We start from the raw sequence: 18,783 nt of genomic DNA on the forward strand, positions 1-18,783 counted from the left end.
ACGGACCAGCGGGCCCTCTCTCCCGCCCCTGCCCGGCACCCCGCGCCGCACACCGAACCTGCGTTCGCCACGCGGGTGCGACGCACCCAAGCTTGACCCGGAAGCCCCGGACGCCGATCTCCCCAGATCAGCGCTCCGGGGCTTCCGCGCGTACGGTCCCAGCCCTCTCCAGCCCGTCCGGGGCCACTCCAGCTGTCCGCGCGCACGAGGCCCTCTCCAGCCCGTCCGGCGCCCACTCCAGCCCGTCCGGCGTTTGAGGACGGAACCGGTGATCACACGAGGCCCCGCACACCACGGCAGCCCCGCCCACCGCACACCCAGCCCGTCCGGCGCTTGAGGACGGAACCGGTCACCACAGGCCCCCGCACCGGGCGGCGACCGGAAACCCCCTACCGCCCAGCCCGCGCGGCCCGCGCAACAACGACGACGGCCTTCTCCAGTGCGTACTCGGGATCGTCCCCCCCGCCCTTCACCCCCGCATCCGCCGCAGCCACGGCCCGCAGGGCCACCGCGACCCCGTCCGGCGTCCACCCCCGCATCTGCTGCCGCACCCGGTCGATCTTCCACGGCGGCATCCCCAGCTCCCGGGCGAGATCAGCCGGCCGCCCGCCCCTCGCGGAGGACAGCTTCCCGATCGCCCGCACCCCCTGCGCCAGCGCACTGGTGATCAGGACCGGTGCGACCCCGGTCGACAACGACCACCGCAGCGCCTCCAGCGCCTCCGCCGCCCGCCCTTCGACGGCCCGGTCAGCGACGGTGAACGAGGACGCCTCGGCCCGCCCCGTGTAGTAGCGCCCGACGACCGCCTCGTCGATCGTGCCCTCGACGTCCGCGATCAGCTGCGACACCGCACTGGCCAGCTCCCGCAGATCGCTGCCGATGGAGTCGACCAGCGCCTGGCAGGCCTCCGGCGTCGCGGACCGCCCGTGGGTCCGGAACTCCGACCGTACGAAGGAGAGCCGCTCGGCCGGCTTGGTGGTCTTCGGGCAGGCGACCTCCCGCGCCCCGGCCTTGCGCGCCGCGTCCAGCAGCCCCTTGCCCTTGGCCCCGCCCGCGTGCAGCAGGACGAGCGTGATCTCCTCGACCGGCGCGCCGAGATACGCCTTCACGTCCTTGACCGTGTCGGCCGAGAGATCCTGCGCGTTGCGCACGATCACGACCTTGCGCTCGGCGAAGAGCGAGGGGCTGGTGAGCTCGGCGAGCGTGCCGGGCTGCAACTGGTCGGACGCCAGATCACGTACGTCCGTGTCGGCGTCGGCAGCACGAGCGGCCGCCACCACCTGCTGCACCGCGCGGTCCAGGAGGAGGTCCTCCTGGCCCACGGCGAGGGTGACGGGGGCGAGCGGATCGTCGGTGGAATTCTTCCTGGTGGCCATCGCGATCCAGCATCCCACGCCCCACTGACAGCCGAGGACGGCCCAGGTGGCCCAGGGCACGGGCCACCGCCCCCGTACCGGAGAATGACCGGGTGAGCGATGTGAGACATGTACTGGTGCTGCCCGACCGCGACTCCGCGGAGGAGGTCGCCGAGGAGCTGGCGGACCGCTTCGGGGTCGCCGAGGAGCCCCAGCTCGTACGGGACGCGCTGGCCGGCGAGGACGACGCCGAGGACGCCCAGTGGCTGGTGGTCGTCGAGGACGGGACCGGGCGCCTGGACCCGGCCGCGCTCGACGCGTTCGCGGCCGAGTACGAAGGCTGGCTGGAGAAGCCGTAACCGGCCCGGCGCCCCCGCCCGGCCTGCTCAGCCCCGGGGAACGATCTGGATGTCCAGGTCGATGACGATGCTGGGCCCCACCACCGCGATCCCGCGCGCCAGCATGGTCTGCCAGGTGAGGGTGAAGTCCTCGCGGTGCAGTTCGGTGGTGGCCCGGCAGGCGGCACGCGTCTCGCCCTCCAGGCCGCTGCCGATCCCGAGGTACTGGGTGTCCAGCGTCACGGTACGGCTGACGCCGTGCAGGGTCAGCGCGCCGGTGACGCCCCAGCGGCTGCCGCCCCGGTGGACGAAGCGCTCGCTGTAGAACTCCATCGTCGGGTAGCGGCCGACGTCGAGGAAGTCGCCGGAGCGCAGATGGTCGTCGCGCATCTGCACATTGGTGTCGATCGACGCCGCATCGATGATCACGTGCATGGCGGAGTCCTCCATGCGGTCGGCGATCCGGACCGCCCCGGCGAAGGTGTTGAACCTGCCGTGGATGCGGGCCAGCCCGATGTGCCGGGCGGTGAAGCCGATCTGCGAGTGGTTCGGCTCGATGTCCCAGTCGCCGGGGTCGGGCAGCTGCGGGGGCTGCGCCACCTGGAGGGTCACGTCGCCCAGGGTGGCGTGTGCCCCCTCGGTCACCGTCACCGCCCCGTGGAACGGGGTGAAGCCCTCGGCCGTGACCGCCAGCCGGTAGTCACCGGCCGGGACCGTGGCGAGAACGCTGCCGAAGGGGTCCGTCTCGCCGCCCGTCACCCTGCGGCCCGCGCTGTCGGTCACGACGAACTCGGCCTGCTGCACCGGTTCGTTGACCGGGTCCAGCACCCGGCAGCTGAGCACGCCCGCGGTACGGGGTACCTGGAATCCGGCGAGGGCCCCACCGCGCCCACCCGCCTGGCCTCTGTTTCCCAGCCAACGGCCGAACATCTCTTACGTACCCCCAGGGGCGCATCGCACTTCGGGGCCCTGACAGCTGGACGTCTTTGTCGGATCAGCGGGCCCACCGACGAGCATTCATTCGATCACTGTTGAGGCGTTCGAGGCAAACGAAGGACCTAGGGAGATCTTGTACGGAGGTATGCCGACCTGTGCGCAGGTGTGTAGAGGTGTTACCGAAGGTCCGAATTACGCTCGCACTTCGGGAACGCGGGAGAGCCGTATCCCGAAGTGATCCCGGTAGGCGGCGAGCACTTCTTCGTCCGTGGCCAGTTCCGTACGGTGGTGCTCCCCGCCGACCGTCGTGACCAGGGCCCGTCCGCTCAGCGTCACCCGCCCGGTCTCCGTGTACCGGGAGCACACCAGGGACCGGGTGAACGGCGAGTCCGGCGACGTGCGGTGGTACCAGGCCCCGCCCCGGAACTCCGGCAGCGTCCGCGTCCTCAGGTCGAGCCGGAACTGTCGCGAGCCCCCGCGCAGCAGGTCCAGGTCCCCCTGCGGCGCCTCGCGGAGCCGGAACACCCCCCGGGGATCCTCCTGCTCCGTGCGGACGTCGAGCGCCAGCGGGTGCAGCGCGTTGTCGCCGAACCCGACGTCCGCCAGCCACGGCCCCGTGCCGTCCTCGGTCTCCACCCGCAGCGCCAGGTGGTCGAATGGAATACCCAGTCGGCCGCCGTCGCCGTAGACCCGGGCCTGGAGCAGGTTCACCCGGAAGCCGAGCGCGCGCAGCAACGCCCCGAACGCGCCGTTCAGTTCGTAGCAAAAGCCGCCGCGCCCACCGGTCACCTTGTCCATGAGCGCCCGTTCCTCCAGGACGATGTCCTCGCCCAGGTGGACCGAGAGGTTCTCGAAGGGAACGGCGAGCAGATGCCGGTGCTGCAGTTCGCGCAGTGCTTCGCCGTCGGCGCGCACCGGCCGGTCCGCGCCGATCCGGGTGAGATAGGCGTCGACGGCGGCGTCGGTGATGCCGCCGTCGCCCCTGTCGGGTTCCGGGACGGAGGCGCCGGGCGTCGTGGGTGTCTGCGAGGTCATGGCCCAAGTCTGCGCCCGCTCCGGGCGCGAGGACCACCGGTCCTAGGACTCCTGCCCGAGGCCCCTCGCCCGAGGCGCTGTGCGGTGATCGCCCTCTAGCGTGTCGGGCATGACCGACTACGATCCCCCGCGCAGCCTCGAACAGCGCAAGCAGGACGCCCTGGACCACCTGCGACAGGACGAGGACGCGTGGGTGGCCACGGCGTCCCGGGACGGGCTGCCCACCCTGGTGCCGCTGTCGTTCCTCTGGGAGGACGACATCGGCACGCTGCTGATGTGCACCCGGCGGACCAATCCGACGGCCGTCAATGTGACTCCCTCCGGCCCGATCCGGATCACCCTCGGCCCCACCCGCGATGTGGTGCTGCTCGAGGGCGACGCGAGGATCCTGGACGAAACGGACGTGCCCACCGCGACGAGGACCGCCTTCGGCGCGAAGCTCGGATGGAACCCGCGCGGCCACCGCTGGGTGTTCCTGCGCATCACCCCCCACACCGTGCGCGCCTGGCGCGAGTCGAACGAGATCGCCGGCCGCGACCTGATGCTCGCCGGGGAGTGGGTGACCTGACCGGCGGGACGGACTCCGGCGCGGAGTGACCGGTCCGACCCGAGGGGCGCACTCCGGCGACGGTGTCATGACCGGCCCACCGCCCGCAGCTCCTTCCCGGTGCCCGTCACCGCGATCGGGCCATCGGTGTCGGTACGCAGGACCCGGGCCCCGGCCGCCCTGAGGGCGCCCACCGTGCGGGCCGAGGGGTGGCCGTACGGGTTGTCCGCGCCGCAGGAGATGAGCGCCAGCCTCGGCCGTACGCTGTGGAGCAGCCCGGAGTCCTGGAAGGCCGAGCCGTGGTGGGCCACCTTGAGGACGTCCACCGGACCCGCCCCCTCCCGGCCGCGCAGCAACTCCCGCTGGGCCGGGGGTTCGAGGTCGCCGAGGAGCAGCAGCGTCAGCCCTCCGGCCGCCCGTACGCGCAGGGTGACGCTGGAGTCGTTCGGCTCACTCGCCGCCGCCTCCGCTCCCCCGGGCCCGTGGCGCGGCCAGAGGACCCGCCAGTCGACCGGGCCCGCCCGGCGGTGTTCACCGGCCACGGCCCGCACCGTCGGAACCCGTGCCGCGGCCGCCGTCCGCCGCACGAACGCGGCCTGCTCCGGCGGCTCCTGAAGGCCCGTCGTCTGGATCGCGCCCACCGCCCTGCCCCGGAGCACGCCCGGCAGCCCGCGCACATGGTCGGCGTGGAAGTGCGTGAGGACCACGAGCGGGATCCGGGTCACCGCGAGATCACGCAGGCACCGGTCGACCGCGCGAGGGTCGGGCCCGGCATCGACGACCACGCCGGTGCCCTCCCCCGCCGCGAGCACCATCGCGTCGCCCTGCCCCACGTCACAGAGCGCGAACGCCCAGTCGGGCGGCGGCCATCCGGTCATGATCCGGGTCAGCGGCACCGGCCGCAGCACCGCCAGCACGAGGAGCAGCCCGGTGGCCGCGCAGACCCAGGGGTGCCGGGCCAGCCTCGGGGCGAGAAGCACGACCGCCACCGTGAGACCGGCCAGCAGCGCCGCACCGGTCCACCCTCCGGGCCACTGCGCCTCCGCCCCGGGCAGGCCCGCCCCCGTGCGGGCGACCGTGGCGATCCACCGGACCGGCCAGCTCGCGATCCAGGCCAGCAGCCCGGCCACCGGCGGGGCGACCGGAGCGACGGCGAGGGCCGCGAACCCGAGCACCGTCGCCGGCGCCACCGCGAACTCCGCCAGCAGATTGCACGGCACCGCCACCAGGCTGACCCGTGAGGCCAGGACCACCACCACGGGGGCGCACACGGCCTGCGCGGCCGCCGCCGCGGCCAGCACCTCGGCCGGCCTGCCCGGCACCCGCCGTGCCCGCAGGGCGAGGCTCCAGCGCGGCGCGAGCGTCAGCAGCGCACCGGTGGCCAGGACCGACAGCAGAAAGCCGTAACTCCGGGCGAGCCAGGGGTCGTAGAGCACCAGAAGGACGACCGCCGCCGCCAGGGCGGGGATCAGGGATCTCCGGCGGCCCGTTCCGATCGCGAGGAGCGTGATGAGGCCGCAGGCCGCCGCGCGGAGCACGCTCGGGTCCGGACGGCACACGACGACGAAGGCGAGCGTCAGCGCGCCGCCGATCAACGCCGTCCCCCGCAACGAGAGCCCCAACAAAGGAGCCAGGCCACGTCGTTCCGCGCTCAGAGCCGCGCCCGGAGGCCCGACGAGAAGGAAGAGGAGGATCGAAAGATTAGCGCCGGAAACGCTCAACAAGTGCGTCAGATCAGTCGCCTTGAAGGCGTCGTGGAGGTCGGACGGGACCCTGGAGGTGTCACCGACCACCAGCCCCGGGAGCAGCGCCCGCGCATCCGCGTGCAGCCCGTCCGTCGCCTCCCGCAACCCGGCGCGCAGCTCCCCCGCCGTGCGCTGGATCCACGTCGGGGGCCCGATGATCCGGGGCGCCCCCTTGTCGTCCACCCGCAGGACCGCCGCGAGGCGCTCGCCCTCGTGCGCGGGAGGCGAGAGCCTGCCACTGAGCCGGAGCCGGGTGGACGGCAGCAAGCTCTGCCACTCCGCCCGGTGATCGCCCGCCGTGACCATGAGCAGCACCGGTGTACGGACCAGGGTGCCCGGGCCGCCCGCCATCCGCCCCTCCCTGACTTCCGTGGCATTCCTGACCTCCCTGACTTCGGCGTCGATCAGGAGCAGGGCCGGAGTGCTGTGGTTGCCGCGCACCGCCGGGCGGGTCGTCCGGGGATCCGAGGTCACCCGTACGTCGACGTCGATCCGCGCGTACTCCCGCGCCAGCCCGGGAACGGGACCGCGCCGCACATCGGCCCCATGGAGCCCGGCCACCGCCGCGCCCGCAGCCGCGCACAGCAGCACAGCCCCCACAGCGGCGACAACCCGAGCCCGCCCGAGGGCGGCAACGCCCTGGGGCCGCCCAGCAGCGGCGACACTCGGGGTCCGTCCGGCAGCGGCAACGCCCCGGGCTCGTCCCGCTGCCCTCGCCTCCCGGGAGGTGCGCGCGGCCGCCACCAGCAGAACGAGAGCCACCACCGAACAGGCACCAGCCACGGCGGCCACCCACCGCCCCGGCAGCCCCAACGTCACCGCGGCGGCGGCCCAGACCGCCAGGGCGGGCGGGACGAGCCGCAGATCCGTGGGCCCCTCCCGACGCGGGCCGGTCTCGCCTCCGGCGGTGCCCGTGCCCTCCGCCCCCGCGCCCCGGGTGGCGAGCCGGGCCTCGTGGCCGCTCATGGCCGTACGAGCGGCTGGAGGTCGGCGAAGCGGCGGTCGCCGATGCCGTTGACCTGCCGGAGTTCGTCGACGGACCGGAAGCCGCCGTTCTCCGTGCGGTAGTCGATCATGTGCTGGGCCAGCACCGGCCCGACCCCCGGCAGGGTTTCGAGCTGCTCTGCGGTCGCCGTGTTCAGGCTCAGCGGCGCCGAGCGCCCGGGCCCGCCCGGCACACCGGCCGGCCCATCGCCCCCGGCCCCTCCGCCCCCGGCCGCCCCGACGACCGGCGGGCCGGGCGGCAGCCCCACGACGACCTGCTCACCGTCCATCAGGACCCGCGCCCGATTGAGCCCGGTCATATCCGTGCCGGCCCGCACACCGCCCGCCGCCTCCAGCGCGTCCGCCACCCGCGAGCCCGCCGGAAGCCGACGGACGCCAGGCCGACGCACCTTGCCGCTCACATCGACGACGATCTGCGCACTCCCGCCCACGCCCCCACCCGCGACGGGCGACGCCTCACCGGCCGGACGAGGGACCGGATCGGGGGCGCCGGACCGTAACGGATCCGGTGGCAACGCGGGTGCCGCCGCCTCGTCCGCGACCGGTTCCGGCGCACGCACGGTCTGAGGGCGTGCGGACCAGAAGTGGAACGCGGCGAGGGCCACGGCGGCGAGCAGCACCAGGCCGAGCACCACCGGCGTACGCGGCGCCATCCCGCACCGGAGCCGCACCCACAGCGGCAACCGCTCCCGAACGCCCGACATGACACGGCGCACCCTCGACGTACCACCGGACGCCTCCCCCACGGTCTCGGGTGCGGGCACGGATACGGGTGTGGGCGCAGGTGCGGGCTCATGTACGGGTGGCGCGGGTGCGGCATCGCTCCCCGGCGCGGAAGCGCCCGCCATCAGCGCGTCCGCCCGATGACGTGCGGCCGCCGCGGCTGAAGCGGAACGCCTCCGCGCGGACAGCCGCCCACCGTGGCGTGGCGCACCGGAACGAGCACCGGGACCGGCGCCCGCCCGTCCGCTCGGCCGCGTACCGGCGCCGGGCCGCACCCGCACGTGCCTCCGCCCCGACAACGGGTCGCGCGGAGACGGGACAGCGGCGGAGAGAGCATCGGGAGCCGACGCCCGAGGAGATCGAAGGGTCATGCCTCACGACGTTAGGCACATCCGCCAGAACCCGCTGAGCAGCACCGATTCCTGTGGACAGCCCAGCAGTTGTGGACAACTCGGCCACTCCACGGAGTGAAGATCGGCAGCACAGGAGCTCAGCGCACGAACTCACCGCACGAACTCACCGCAGCGAGATCACCGCGCCGAGCAGCCCCGGCCCCGTGTGCGCCCCGATCACCGCGCCGACCTCGCTGACGTGGAGGTCGACCAGACCGGGCACGCGTTCGCGCAGCCGCTCGGCCAGGCGCTCCGCGCGCTCCGGGGCGGCGAGGTGGTGGACGGCGATGTCCACCGGGGCCGTGCCCGCCCGGTCGGCGACGATCTCCTCCAGCCGGGCGATGGCCTTGGACGCCGTCCGCACCTTCTCCAGCATCTCGATCCGCCCCCCGTCGAGCTCCAGGATCGGCTTCACCGCCAGCGCGGATCCCAGCAGGGCCTGTGCCGTGCCGATGCGGCCGCCCCGGCGCAGATAGTCGAGCGTGTCGACATAGAAATACGCCGAGGTGCCCGCGGCCCGCTTCTCCGCCGCCGCCACCGCTTCGTCCGGGCCGCCGCCCGCCTCGGCGGTCTCCGCCGCCGCGAGAGCGCAGAACCCCAGGGCCATGGCGACCATGCCGGTGTCCACCACGCGCACCGGCACGGGGGCGTCCTTCGCCGCGATCAGCGCCGCGTCGTACGTGCCGGAGAACTCCGCCGACAGATGCAGCGACACGACCGCGTCGGCCCCGCCCGCGGCCGCCGCCCGGTAGGCCTCGGCGAAGACCTCGGGGCTGGGGCGGGACGTGGTCACGGAGTGGCGTTTCTGCAGCGCCAGGGCGAGCGAGCGGGCCGAGATCTCCGTGCCCTCCTCCAGCGCCCGATCGCCCAGGACGACGGTCAGCGGCACTGCGGTGATGCCGTGCCGTTCCATCGTCGGGCGCGGCAGGTAGGCCGTTGAATCGGTGACGATAGCGACATGGCGGGACATGAGCCGGAGGTTACCTGGCGTCGTGGGAGTGCGGCAGCCCGGCCCCGGTCCTCTGATCGTTCATGGTCGCTTCGGAACGTATCCGGTCGGTTCGTACGGCCGTACGTACGCCGGGAGTCGGCGAAGGCGCTCAGTTCGTCGTCTCGGGCCGGGTCGACTTCTGCCAGGGGTAGGTCGTGCGCGACCGGGGGTCCGGGGCGGTGATGGCCTGCGGGCTCTCCTCGCGGGCCGGTCCGGCCCAGGCCTCGTCCGCCGTGCTGCTGTTCCCGGCCGAGGGGCCCGCCGGGGCGGCCGGCTCGGGCCAGTCCGTCCCGGGGCCGTGGCCCGATGTCGTGCCGGATGCCTGCGACGGGTCGTCCGCGGTCCAGTGCCGCAGCGCTCCGGCCTCGATGTCGATCTGCGCGTTCAGCGCGTCCAGGTCGTCGTCGGCGAACTGCCGCGCCCGGTCGCGGGCCGCCCAGCGCAGCGAGTCGGCCGAGTGCGTGATCCGCTGCGTACGCTCCCTCAGCTTGGGCAGCAGGCCGGCGACCGTCGCCCGGTCCGGCTCGCGCTCCAGCCGCTTCAGCTCGTCGTCCAGCTCCAGGCCGTGGGCGCTCAGCCGCCGGAAGAGGCCCACCGACTCCGCCAGTGAGGCGTCCTCGGCGACTCCGGCGTGCAGGGCGTCCTGGGTGGCCCGCATCGAGGTGCGCAGGGCGAGCCGGAGCTGTGCCAGCTCCCCCGCGACGCCGGGCTGGCCGAAGCTCTTGGCCCGGAGCGTGGTGTCCTCCACATGGCGTCGCGCCTGGGTGATCGTGCGGTCCACGCCGCGCTTGGCGGCGCCGACGGCCTTCACGGTGACGAAGACACCCAACGCGATGAACGCGACGAAGAGCAGCGCCAGGATCGTGATCGCGGCTGTCATGAGTGCCCCTCGGTGTCTCGATGCGGCTGCCGGTACCGGTCGCCCCTTCCACCGTAAACGGAACAGGCAGGCCGAGGGTTCCTTCGGAACCCCCAACCTGCCCGTAGGGGATGGCCCTGACCGCGTACGAGAGGGGTTACGCGGGAACGATGTTCACCAGCTTCGGCGCACGCACGATCACCTTGCGGATCCCGGCACCGCCCAGCGCCGCGACGACCGCGTCGTCGGCCAGGGCCAGCGCCTCCAGCTCCTCGTCCGTGATGGCGGGCGAGATCTCCAGGCGGGCCCGGACCTTGCCCTTGATCTGGACGACGCAGGTGACGGTCTCGTCCACGACGTACGCCGGGTCCGCCACCGGGAAGTCCTGGTGGACGACCGACTCGGTGTGGCCCAGCCGCCGCCACAGCTCCTCCGCGATGTGCGGGGCCAGCGGGGCGATCAGCAGGACCAGGCGCTCCGCGACCGAGCGCGACAGCGGGCCGCCGGCCTTGGTCAGGTGGTTGTTCAGCTCGGTGACCTTGGCGATGGCGGTGTTGAACCGCATGCCCGCCATGTCCTGGCCGACCCCGTCGATCGCCTTGTGCAGGGCGCGCAGCGTGTCCTCGCCGGGCTCCGTGTCGACGACGGTGGTCTCACCGGTCTCCTCGTCGACCACGTTGCGCCACAGCCGCTGCAGCAGCCGGTACTGGCCGACCACGGCCCGGGTGTCCCAGGGGCGCGACACGTCCAGGGGGCCCATCGCCATCTCGTACAGGCGCAGGGTGTCCGCGCCGTACTCCGCGCAGATCTCGTCCGGCGTGACCGCGTTCTTCAGGGACTTGCCCATCTTGCCCAGGACGCGGCTGACCTTCTCGCCCTCGTAGTAGAAGGCGCCGTCGTGCTCCTCCACCTCGGCGGCGGGAACGGCGATGCCCCGGCTGTCGCGGTAGACGAAGGCCTGGATCATGCCCTGGTTGTACAGCTTGTGGAACGGCTCGGCGGAGGAGATGTGGCCCAGGTCGTGCAGCACCTTGGACCAGAAACGCGCGTACAGCAGGTGCAGCACGGCGTGCTCGGCGCCGCCGACGTACAGGTCGACACCGCCGGTGGGCTGCCCCTCGCGCGGGCCCATCCAGTACTGCTCGATCGCCGGGTCGACCAGCTGACGGTCGTTGGTCGGGTCCAGGTAGCGCAGCTCGTACCAGCAGGAACCGGCCCAGTTGGGCATGGTGTTGGTCTCGCGGCGGTAACTCCGCGGACCGGCGCCGTCGCCCAGGTCCAGCGTGACGTTGACCCAGTCGGCGTTGCGCGACAGCGGGGTCTCGGGCTGGGCGGTCGCGTCCTCCGGGTCGAAGGTGCGCGGCGAGTAGTCCTCGACCTCGGGCAGCTCCAGCGGCAGCATCGACTCGGGCAGCGGGTGGGCGATGCCGTCCTCGTCGTACACGATCGGGAAGGGCTCGCCCCAGTAGCGCTGGCGGCTGAACAGCCAGTCGCGCAGCCGAAAGTTGACGGTGCCCTCGCCGACGCCGTGCTCCTGCAGCCAGTCGGTGATCCTCGCCTTGGCCTCGACGACGCCCAGGCCGTCCAGCGAGATCTCGTCGTTGGCGGAGTTGACCAGCTTCGCGTCGTACGAGCCGAAGGCGTCGTCCCACGTGGAGGGGTCGGTTCCGCGGTCGTCGGAGGGCTGGACGACACAGCGCATCGGCAGCTCGAAGGCGCGCGCGAAGGCGAAGTCGCGTGCGTCGTGCGCCGGTACGGCCATGATCGCGCCGGTGCCGTAGCCCATCAGGACGTAGTCGGCGATGAAGACCGGGACCTTTTCGCCGCTGACCGGGTTGGTGGCGTACGCGCCGGTGAAGACACCGGTCTTGTCCTTGGCCTCGGCCTGCCGCTCGACGTCGGACTTGGCGGCGGCCTGCTTGCGGTACGCGGTGACGGCCTCGGCCGGGCTCGCGTGACCGCCGGTCCACACCGGGTGGGTGCCCTCGGGCCAGGCGGCCGGAATGATGCGCTCGACCATGTCGTGTTCGGGCGCCAGCACCATGTACGTGGCGCCGAACAGGGTGTCCTGGCGGGTGGTGAAGACGGTGATGCCGCCCGCGGTGTCCACCGGGAACTCGACCCGGGCGCCCTCGGAGCGGCCGATCCAGTTGCGCTGCTGCAGCTTGATGGCCTCGGGCCAGTCCAGCGCGTCCAGGTCGTTCAGCAGCCGGTCGGCGTAGGCGGTGATGCGCATGTTCCACTGGCGCAGCTTCGCCTTGAAGACGGGGAAGTTGCCGCGCTCGGAACGGCCGTCGGCGGTGACCTCCTCGTTGGCCAGGACGGTGCCCAGGCCGGGCGACCAGTTGACGGGCGCGTCGGAGGCGTACGCCAGGCGGTACTGGCTCAGCAGGTCGGCGCGCTCGGTGGCGCTCAGCGCGCTCCACTCACGGCCGTCGGGGGTGGCGCGGGTGCCGCTCTCGAACTGCTCGACCAGCTCGGCGATCGGGCGGGCCCGGTCGGCCTCGGTGTCGTACCAGGAGTTGAAGATCTGCAGGAAGATCCACTGCGTCCACTTGTAGTACTCGGCCTCGATCGTCGCGAAGGAGCGGCGGTTGTCGTGGCCCAGACCCAGCCGGCGCAGCTGGACCTTCATGTTCTCCATGTTGGCCTCGGTGGAGACCCGGGGGTGCGTGCCGGTCTGGACGGCGTACTGCTCGGCGGGCAGGCCGAACGCGTCGAAGCCCAGGGTGTGCAGCACGTTGTGGCCGGTCATCCGCTGGTGGCGGGCGTAGACATCGGTGGCGATGTAGCCCAGCGGGTGTCCGACGTGCAGGCCCGCACCCGAGGGGTACGGGAACATGTCCATGATGAACTTCTTGGGCTTGGCGGCCAGCTCCGGGTCGCCCGCCAGATCACCGGTGGGGTTCGGCGCCTCGTACGTCCCCTCTCCGTCCCAGAAGTCCTGCCAGCGTGCCTCGATGTCGGCGGCCATCGCCGCCGTGTAGCGGTGCGGCGCGGCCGTCTCGGCAGCGGAATTCGTCTCGCTCATGATCCTCAAAGCTCCATCGATCGTCATCTGCCGGGAAACGAAAAATCCCCTCGCACAGGAGGGGACGCCGCGCTGACTCCGACCAGGCGTTCTCACCGGTCGGGACTCTTCAGCGCGGCTCGCTAAGCAGAAGGCGTACGGCACGCATGGCGTCAGGGTACCGCACGAGCCCGGAAGGGAGCGGGGAGTAACCGGAGTGCGGTCATCGCGCGTGCGAGCCGGAATCTCGCCGCCTATTCGTCGCTCTCCGTAGTTGAAACATGACGTTTCTGTGGGGAAACGGTGTGCTTTCGGCGGGCTTCCCATGAGGTTTCCGCGAAGCCCTGGGGCGACTGACGGGACGGCGGGAACGCCCGGGAAGCGGGGTTACTCCGCGTACCGACCTCTTTCGGGGCAACCGAGCAAAGCCCGTACTGGTTGGTATGGGGCGTCCTAGCATGCGGCAACGGGACCGCTTTGCCGAACTATTCGGAGTCGCCCCCATGAACCCTCATCGCAAGATCCGCGTATCCACCGGCATGAACCCCGCAATGAGTCGGCCGGTACTGGGCGGCCTGACCGTCACCGCCTTGGTTTTCGTCCCTCTGCTTGCCGTCGCGGGAAGCGACGAACTGCGCGCCACCCTGGATTTCACCACCGGCGTCCTGTCGCTGGTATCGCTCAGCGCGGCCGTCGCCTGGGGCCTGTTGGCCACCGACCGGCTGTTCCTCTCCACCCGTCAGCGGATCGTCTGCCAGGGCATCCACCGGGCCACCGCCGTGGCCTCGCTCGGCTTCCTGCTGCTGCACGGAACCGTGAAGGTGGCCCTCGGGCATGTGGCCCTGATCGGCGCCCTCATACCCTTCGGCCTCGGCGTCACCGGCACGGCGGGGCTGATCGGTTTCGGTTCGCTGGCCGGGCTGCTGATGGTCGTCACGGCCGCGACCGGCGCCCTGCGCAGCGCCTTCGCCCAGCCCTCCCCCAAGGCCGCCCGGCTCGGGCAGTCGCTGGCCTCGCCCCGGGACACCGGCGGCATCGCGGGCCGGTGGCGCGCGCTGCACGCGCTGGCCTATCCGGCCTGGTGCGCAGCCCTGGTCCACGGCCTGTACGCGGGCCGGGCGCCCGCCACCTGGGTCGTCGTGATGTACGGCCTCTGCCTCGCCGGAGTCGCCGGCGCGCTGTGTCTGCGCCTGCTGCCGCGTCCGACGAAGCGGCGGATCGCCGACCGGATCTCCGAACTGCTGGGCGACGGCCCCCCGGCCGCCCCCGATCCGGTCCTGCGGGAATCCTCACCGGCCGGCGCGGAGCCGTGGTCCGACCCGGCCGCCTGGAGCGAACCGGACCGGGACCTACGGGGCACGCCGGTGCGCCCGCGCACCCTGTCGGCGCCGATACCCCCGGCGGGGCCCCCTCCGACGGCGATCCCCGGCGGGCTGCACGAGGCGCCGACGGAGACGCTGTACGGGGCGCGGTCGCCGCTGTACGAGCCCCCGCCCCGCAGCGCCGACCGCATCGCCTTCGCCCCTCCGGAGGTCCGGGAAGACCTGACGGAACTGTCGGAGCTGTCGGAGCTGTCGGGCCGGGGCCGGGAAAAGACGCCGGAGCAAGGACCGGGTCCACGGCTGGGGACGGGCCCCGGCATAGCGGCCGGATACCGCGCCGTCTCGCTCGGCGGCGGCCCCTCGCTCCCACCGGAGAGCCGCTGGCCCTCACCGTCCCCCGCGCCCCCCGCACAGGCCCAGCACGGCCCGCCCCGGCAGGAGCCACCCACGTACACCCCGCAGGAACACACGTACGCGACGCCTTCCTACGGCACGCCGGAATACGGCACGCCGGAGCACGGGACGCCGACGTACGAGGCGTCGGAGTACAGGTCACCGTCGTACGGGCCCCCGGAGCACGGAACACAGCCGGTCGGCACGCCGGAGCACGGCGGCACTTCGGAGTACGGCAGCGCCCCGGCCGCGTACCCCCCTCCCGCCGAGCCGCGCACCTCCCCCGTGACCTCCCACGAACCGGCGCCCGCCGCCGGACCGGACCGCAACACCACCGCTCCCTTCACCCCGCCTTCCCCCTCCCCCTTCGCCGCGCCCCGTGCCGAACCGGAGGCCGGGCCGTTCTCCGCGCCCCCGGCCGGCGAACCCTGGCACGCACCCGCAGGAGACCGATAGTGAACGTCCCCCTCCCCGATGTGCCCGAGGTCCGCGTCGTCGGACTGCCGCAACTGACCACCGGATTCGACCTGGTGGAGCGGCTCGACCTCGCCATGCACCTCAAGGTGCACGGGCCGCTGGAGCCGATGACCGGCGAGCGGCTGGCCGAACTGGCCGAGGCGATCTCCCTGCGCGGAAGGGGAGGCGCCGGTTTCCCGTTCGGCAAGAAGCTGCGGGCGGTGGCGAAGGCGTCCATCCGGCGCGGGGTGCGGCCCGTGGTGGTGATCAACGGCAGTGAGGGCGAACCCGCCTGCCGCAAGGACACCGTCCTGCTCAACCGCGCCCCGCACCTGATCCTGGACGGTGCGCTGCTGGCCGCCGAGGCGCTCGGCGCGCGCACCTTGGTCGTCGCCGTCACCCGAAACTCCACGGAGATCTCCGTACGGGCGGCACTCGCCGAACGCGGCCTCTCCGACCGGCGCGGCCAGCAGTTGCGCGCCCGGGTGGTCCGCACCCCGGAGCGCATGGTCTCGGGCGAGGCGTCCTCGGTGATCCGGGCGGCGAACGGCGGACCGGCCCTGCCGCCGGGCCGGCGCGAGCGGGCGGCCGAGACCGGGGTGGGCGGCGCCCCGACGCTGCTGTCGAACGCGGAGACGTACGCCCAACTCGCCGTCGCCGCCCGGATCGGCCCCCGCCGCTACGGGCACACCGGCCTGCCGGGCGAACCGGGCACCGTTCTGCTCACCGTCTCCGGGGCCGTGGCCCGGCCCATGGTCATCGAGGTGCCGACCGGGGTGCCGCTGCGGTACGTCCTGCAGCTGGCCGGGGCCCCGCCGCTCCCCCAGGGGGTGCTGACCGGCGGCTATCACGGCAACTGGATCGACGCGGTCTCCTCGCACAACGCCGTCGTCTCGCGCGAGTCCCTGGCCACCGTGGGCGGTGCGCTCGGCGCGGGCGCCATCCTGCCGATCGGGCCGGACACCTGCCCGCTCGGCGAGTCCCTCCGGATAGCCAACTGGCTGGCCGCCGAGACCGCCGGGCAGTGCGGTCCGTGCAAGCTGGGGCTCCCCGCCGCGGCGGGCGGGCTCTCCGACGTGCTGAACGGCGGCGGGCCCGCCGCCCTGGAGGCCCTGCGCGAGGTCACCCAGGCCGTGAAGGGCCGCGGGGCGTGCAAACACCCGGACGGTTCCGCGCGGTTCCTGCTCTCGACGCTGTCGGCGTTCACGGACGACCTCGCCGCGCATGTCCTGGACGGCGGCTGCGGCCGGGAAACGGTCGGGGTGCTGCCGCTGCCCGCACCCGGCTACCAGGACCTGGAGGAGTCGATTCCGAGCGGCGAGAAGCTCGCGGTCGACTGGACGCTCTGCCAGGGCCACGGCCTGTGCGCGGACATCGTCCCCGAGCTCATCCGGCTGGGCCCGGACGGCTATCCGGCGCTGGCGGACGCCGCCGTTCCGATGCATCTGCGCGGGCGCGCCCAGCGGGCCGTACGGCGCTGTCCCGCGCTGGCGCTCCGTATCGAGCAGCCGCCGGCCGAACAGCGTCCCGCCCTGCCGGCCACGGGCCGGCGGGCCCTGGGCAGCGGCCGCGACTGACCCCGACCGAAGCCGATACGACAAAGAAGCGGGCCACCCGATCCGGGTGGCCCGCTTCTTCACTGTCGATCCTGTGGAGCTAAGGAGAATTGAACTCCTGACCTCCTGCATGCCATGCAGGCGCTCTACCAACTGAGCTATAGCCCCTTGCTGTGTGCCGCCCGGTTTCCCTTGGCGACATCGAGAACATTACACGGTCCCCCCGGTGCTTCACCAAATCGTTTCCGGTCCGCACCGTTATGCCCGAATCGTCCCGGGCGGTCGGCCGTCCGTCGCAGGTCAGGCGGTTGCGAAGGAGTAGAAGCGCTTGAGGGTGCAGTGCTCCTCCAGGAGCCGCCCGTAGATCGGCTCCCCCTCAAGCTCCCGATAGGTCTCGATGGGATCGCCTTTTATGATCAGCGCCCGTGCGCATTCCTCGCACCAGTACTGGTATTCCGCGTTGACCGGGTCCATGTCCCTGACGATCGGCGTACCGCTGCCGCACCAGTCGCACTTACGCCTGTGTGCACCCATCAGTCAGCTCCAGCTGTGGCCGCAGGCCGTGCACACGTAGGAGACCCCTCCGTTGTCACCCAGAACTTGGGCCACATGGGACGAACCGCAGGACGGACAGCCGAGACGGGATCGATCTTCGGACGGTACGGAACCGGGGAGCGGGGCGGCGACAAGAGGCTGGTCGGGGACGTGTTCGCGACTCGCAGGCATCGCGCTCCCTCCCGATCGGTACGTCGCCCCCTCCGGCGTTCCGATTCTGCCATGACCCCGCAAGGGGGTCAGCCCGCTCGCCGTCACCTGTCCGGAGATCGACGGCGGAAGGCCGGCGCTCAGGGCGCGAGGACCTGGTCGTCGAGGGCAGGCCCTGGCACCGGCCGGACGAGGTGTTCAGACCTCGATCGCCAGGTTGCCGATGAGTCCGGCATCGAGCACGAACTGATAGCGGAGGGTGACCGTGCCGCCGGGGAAGTTCCCGTCCAGCCTCACCCGCACGACCACATGGCGGTCGTCGGCGATCCGCTGGCCGATGCGGGTGCTGGTGTAGGTGAACTCGGTCGAGGACTTCTCGGTCCAGGCACGGATCTCCTCGATGCCCTCATAGGTCTTCCCGTCGTCGAGGACGGTCGCGTCCGGCGCGAACACGGCCGCGGCGTCGGCGTAGCGGTTCTCGTCGTGCGCGTCGAGGTAGGCGAGCACCGGCGTGGGCAGGGCCGCGGGGTCGTAGGCGGTGAAGGTGTCGTTCATCGGAGTCTCCTTTTCGCGGGTGGTCAGATGGTGCGGATGGTGCCGCCGTCGACGACGATCTCGGCCCCGAGGATGCTGGCCGCGGCGTCGGACGCCAGGAACGCGATGACGCCGGCGACTTCGTCCGGGGTGGCGAAGCGCCCCAGCGGCACGCCGCCCAAGGAGGCGACGAGCGAGTTCCAGGCGGCATCGCGGTCGCCGTCGAAGCTCTCGGCGAGCCGGTCGACGAGGTGGTCCGCGCCCTCCGTGCGAATGCCGCCCGGAGAGACGGTGTTGACGCGGATGCCGTGCGGGGCGAGCTGGCCGGCCAGGCCCTTGCTGTAGGTACGCAGGGCCGCTTTGGCCGCCGCGTACGCCAGGGTGCCGTCCCACAACGGCATGCGCGCCTGGATCGACGCCACATGGATGATCGCGCCCCGGCCCCTCTCGATCATCGCCGGGACCAGTTCGCGGTCCAGGCGCACCGCGGACAGCAGGTTCAGGTCGAGCTCCTGCGCCCATTCCGCCTCTCCCAGGGCGCTGAAGCCTCCGGACGGTGATTGCGACCCGCCCGCGACGTGGACGATCAGGTCCGGCACGCCGTCGGCGAGGACGAGCCGGGCGGCCTCCCCGGCCGCTGCGGGGTCGGTCAGATCGGCGGGTACGAAACGCACGTCGACACCACCGCCGTCACCGTCACCGTCATCGCCACGCGGTGTGCGAGCGACGACGGTGACGGCCATTCCCGCCTCCCGCAGCCGGCGGACCACCGCCGCACCGGTGCCCCGGGTTCCGCCCGTGACCATCGCCCGGGGCGCCGACGGGGCGTGCTCCGTACCGGAGGTAGTCACTTCTATTTTCGAAGTCATCATGGCTGCTAG

At 72.6% G+C, this 18,783-nt stretch carries 16 protein-coding genes and 1 tRNA gene; 4 read left to right on the forward strand and 13 right to left on the reverse strand.

What is annotated here, in order from left to right; genetic code table 11:
* Window positions 1-389: 389 nt before the first annotated feature.
* Window positions 390-1,376 carry a DNA polymerase III subunit delta gene (gene holA, locus ACSMXR_RS10635; RefSeq protein ID WP_137233440.1) on the reverse strand — a complete coding sequence of 329 codons (987 nt, stop codon included), beginning with the start codon at window positions 1,374-1,376 and terminating at the stop codon, window positions 390-392.
* A 92-nt stretch (window positions 1,377-1,468) separates the two neighbouring features.
* Between holA and ACSMXR_RS10640 the strand changes: the two genes are divergently transcribed.
* Window positions 1,469-1,714, forward strand: a complete 246-nt coding sequence (locus ACSMXR_RS10640; protein WP_137233409.1) for a hypothetical protein — start codon at window positions 1,469-1,471, stop codon at window positions 1,712-1,714.
* A gap of 27 nt (window positions 1,715-1,741) precedes the next feature.
* Here the strand turns inward: ACSMXR_RS10640 and ACSMXR_RS10645 are convergent, their stop codons facing one another.
* Both ACSMXR_RS10645 and ACSMXR_RS10650 read right to left on the reverse strand, forming a co-directional pair.
* Complete coding sequence (locus tag ACSMXR_RS10645) at window positions 1,742-2,623, reverse strand: YceI family protein (protein WP_103510157.1); 882 nt, start codon at window positions 2,621-2,623, stop codon at window positions 1,742-1,744.
* A 198-nt stretch (window positions 2,624-2,821) separates the two neighbouring features.
* Window positions 2,822-3,664, reverse strand: a complete 843-nt coding sequence (locus tag ACSMXR_RS10650; RefSeq protein ID WP_376188182.1) for an arylamine N-acetyltransferase family protein — start codon at window positions 3,662-3,664, stop codon at window positions 2,822-2,824.
* A 109-nt stretch (window positions 3,665-3,773) separates the two neighbouring features.
* Between ACSMXR_RS10650 and ACSMXR_RS10655 the strand changes: the two genes are divergently transcribed.
* A complete protein-coding gene (locus ACSMXR_RS10655) occupies window positions 3,774-4,232 on the forward strand; it encodes a pyridoxamine 5'-phosphate oxidase family protein (protein ID WP_473171718.1) in 459 nt (152 codons plus the stop codon).
* A gap of 65 nt (window positions 4,233-4,297) precedes the next feature.
* On the opposite strand, the gene ACSMXR_RS10660 is transcribed toward ACSMXR_RS10655, so the two are convergent.
* From ACSMXR_RS10660 to leuS, 5 genes are all read right to left on the reverse strand, one after another.
* A complete protein-coding gene (locus ACSMXR_RS10660) occupies window positions 4,298-6,922 on the reverse strand; it encodes a ComEC/Rec2 family competence protein (protein WP_473171719.1) in 2,625 nt (874 codons plus the stop codon).
* Window positions 6,919-7,965, reverse strand: a complete 1,047-nt coding sequence (locus tag ACSMXR_RS10665) for a ComEA family DNA-binding protein (protein ID WP_473171720.1) — start codon at window positions 7,963-7,965, stop codon at window positions 6,919-6,921. Before ACSMXR_RS10665 ends, ACSMXR_RS10660 begins: the two co-directional genes overlap by 4 nt.
* Before the next feature lie 235 nt (window positions 7,966-8,200).
* Window positions 8,201-9,046 carry a DegV family protein gene (locus ACSMXR_RS10670; RefSeq protein WP_381797402.1) on the reverse strand — a complete coding sequence of 282 codons (846 nt, stop codon included), beginning with the start codon at window positions 9,044-9,046 and terminating at the stop codon, window positions 8,201-8,203.
* 130 nt (window positions 9,047-9,176) lie between these two features.
* The gene (locus tag ACSMXR_RS10675) at window positions 9,177-9,947 is read right to left on the reverse strand and encodes a hypothetical protein (protein WP_473171721.1); all 771 of its coding nucleotides are present in this window, start codon (window positions 9,945-9,947) and stop codon (window positions 9,177-9,179) included.
* Between the two features lie 136 nt (window positions 9,948-10,083).
* On the reverse strand, window positions 10,084-12,957 hold the full coding sequence (gene leuS, locus ACSMXR_RS10680) for a leucine--tRNA ligase (RefSeq protein ID WP_473171722.1): 2,874 nt from the start codon (window positions 12,955-12,957) through the stop codon (window positions 10,084-10,086).
* 530 nt (window positions 12,958-13,487) lie between these two features.
* On the opposite strand from leuS, the gene ACSMXR_RS10685 reads away from it, so the two are divergent.
* Together ACSMXR_RS10685 and ACSMXR_RS10690 are read left to right on the forward strand one after the other, a co-directional pair.
* Window positions 13,488-15,107, forward strand: coding sequence for a ferric reductase-like transmembrane domain-containing protein (locus ACSMXR_RS10685; RefSeq protein ID WP_473171723.1), 1,620 nt, complete (start codon window positions 13,488-13,490; stop codon window positions 15,105-15,107).
* Complete coding sequence (locus ACSMXR_RS10690) at window positions 15,107-16,684, forward strand: NADH-quinone oxidoreductase subunit NuoF family protein (RefSeq protein WP_030077862.1); 1,578 nt, start codon at window positions 15,107-15,109, stop codon at window positions 16,682-16,684. Before ACSMXR_RS10685 ends, ACSMXR_RS10690 begins: the two co-directional genes overlap by 1 nt.
* 74 nt (window positions 16,685-16,758) lie before the next feature.
* On the opposite strand, the gene ACSMXR_RS10695 is transcribed toward ACSMXR_RS10690, so the two are convergent.
* The 5 genes from ACSMXR_RS10695 to ACSMXR_RS10715 all read right to left on the reverse strand — a co-directional run bounded on the left by ACSMXR_RS10695 (window position 16,759) and on the right by ACSMXR_RS10715 (window position 18,708).
* A tRNA-Ala gene (locus ACSMXR_RS10695) sits at window positions 16,759-16,831 on the reverse strand.
* 132 nt (window positions 16,832-16,963) lie between these two features.
* Window positions 16,964-17,197 (reverse strand): hypothetical protein, encoded by a 234-nt coding sequence (locus ACSMXR_RS10700; protein ID WP_003969224.1) that lies wholly within the window; start codon window positions 17,195-17,197, stop codon window positions 16,964-16,966.
* A gap of 3 nt (window positions 17,198-17,200) precedes the next feature.
* Complete coding sequence (locus ACSMXR_RS10705; RefSeq protein ID WP_078566424.1) at window positions 17,201-17,389, reverse strand: hypothetical protein; 189 nt, start codon at window positions 17,387-17,389, stop codon at window positions 17,201-17,203.
* Between the two features lie 177 nt (window positions 17,390-17,566).
* Complete coding sequence (locus ACSMXR_RS10710; RefSeq protein ID WP_473171724.1) at window positions 17,567-17,923, reverse strand: nuclear transport factor 2 family protein; 357 nt, start codon at window positions 17,921-17,923, stop codon at window positions 17,567-17,569.
* A 23-nt stretch (window positions 17,924-17,946) separates the two neighbouring features.
* Entirely contained in the window at window positions 17,947-18,708 is a 762-nt protein-coding gene (locus ACSMXR_RS10715; protein WP_473172369.1) for an SDR family oxidoreductase, read from the reverse strand.
* Window positions 18,709-18,783: the final 75 nt, after the last annotated feature.

This window comes from Streptomyces sp. DSM 106670, assembly GCF_055792845.1.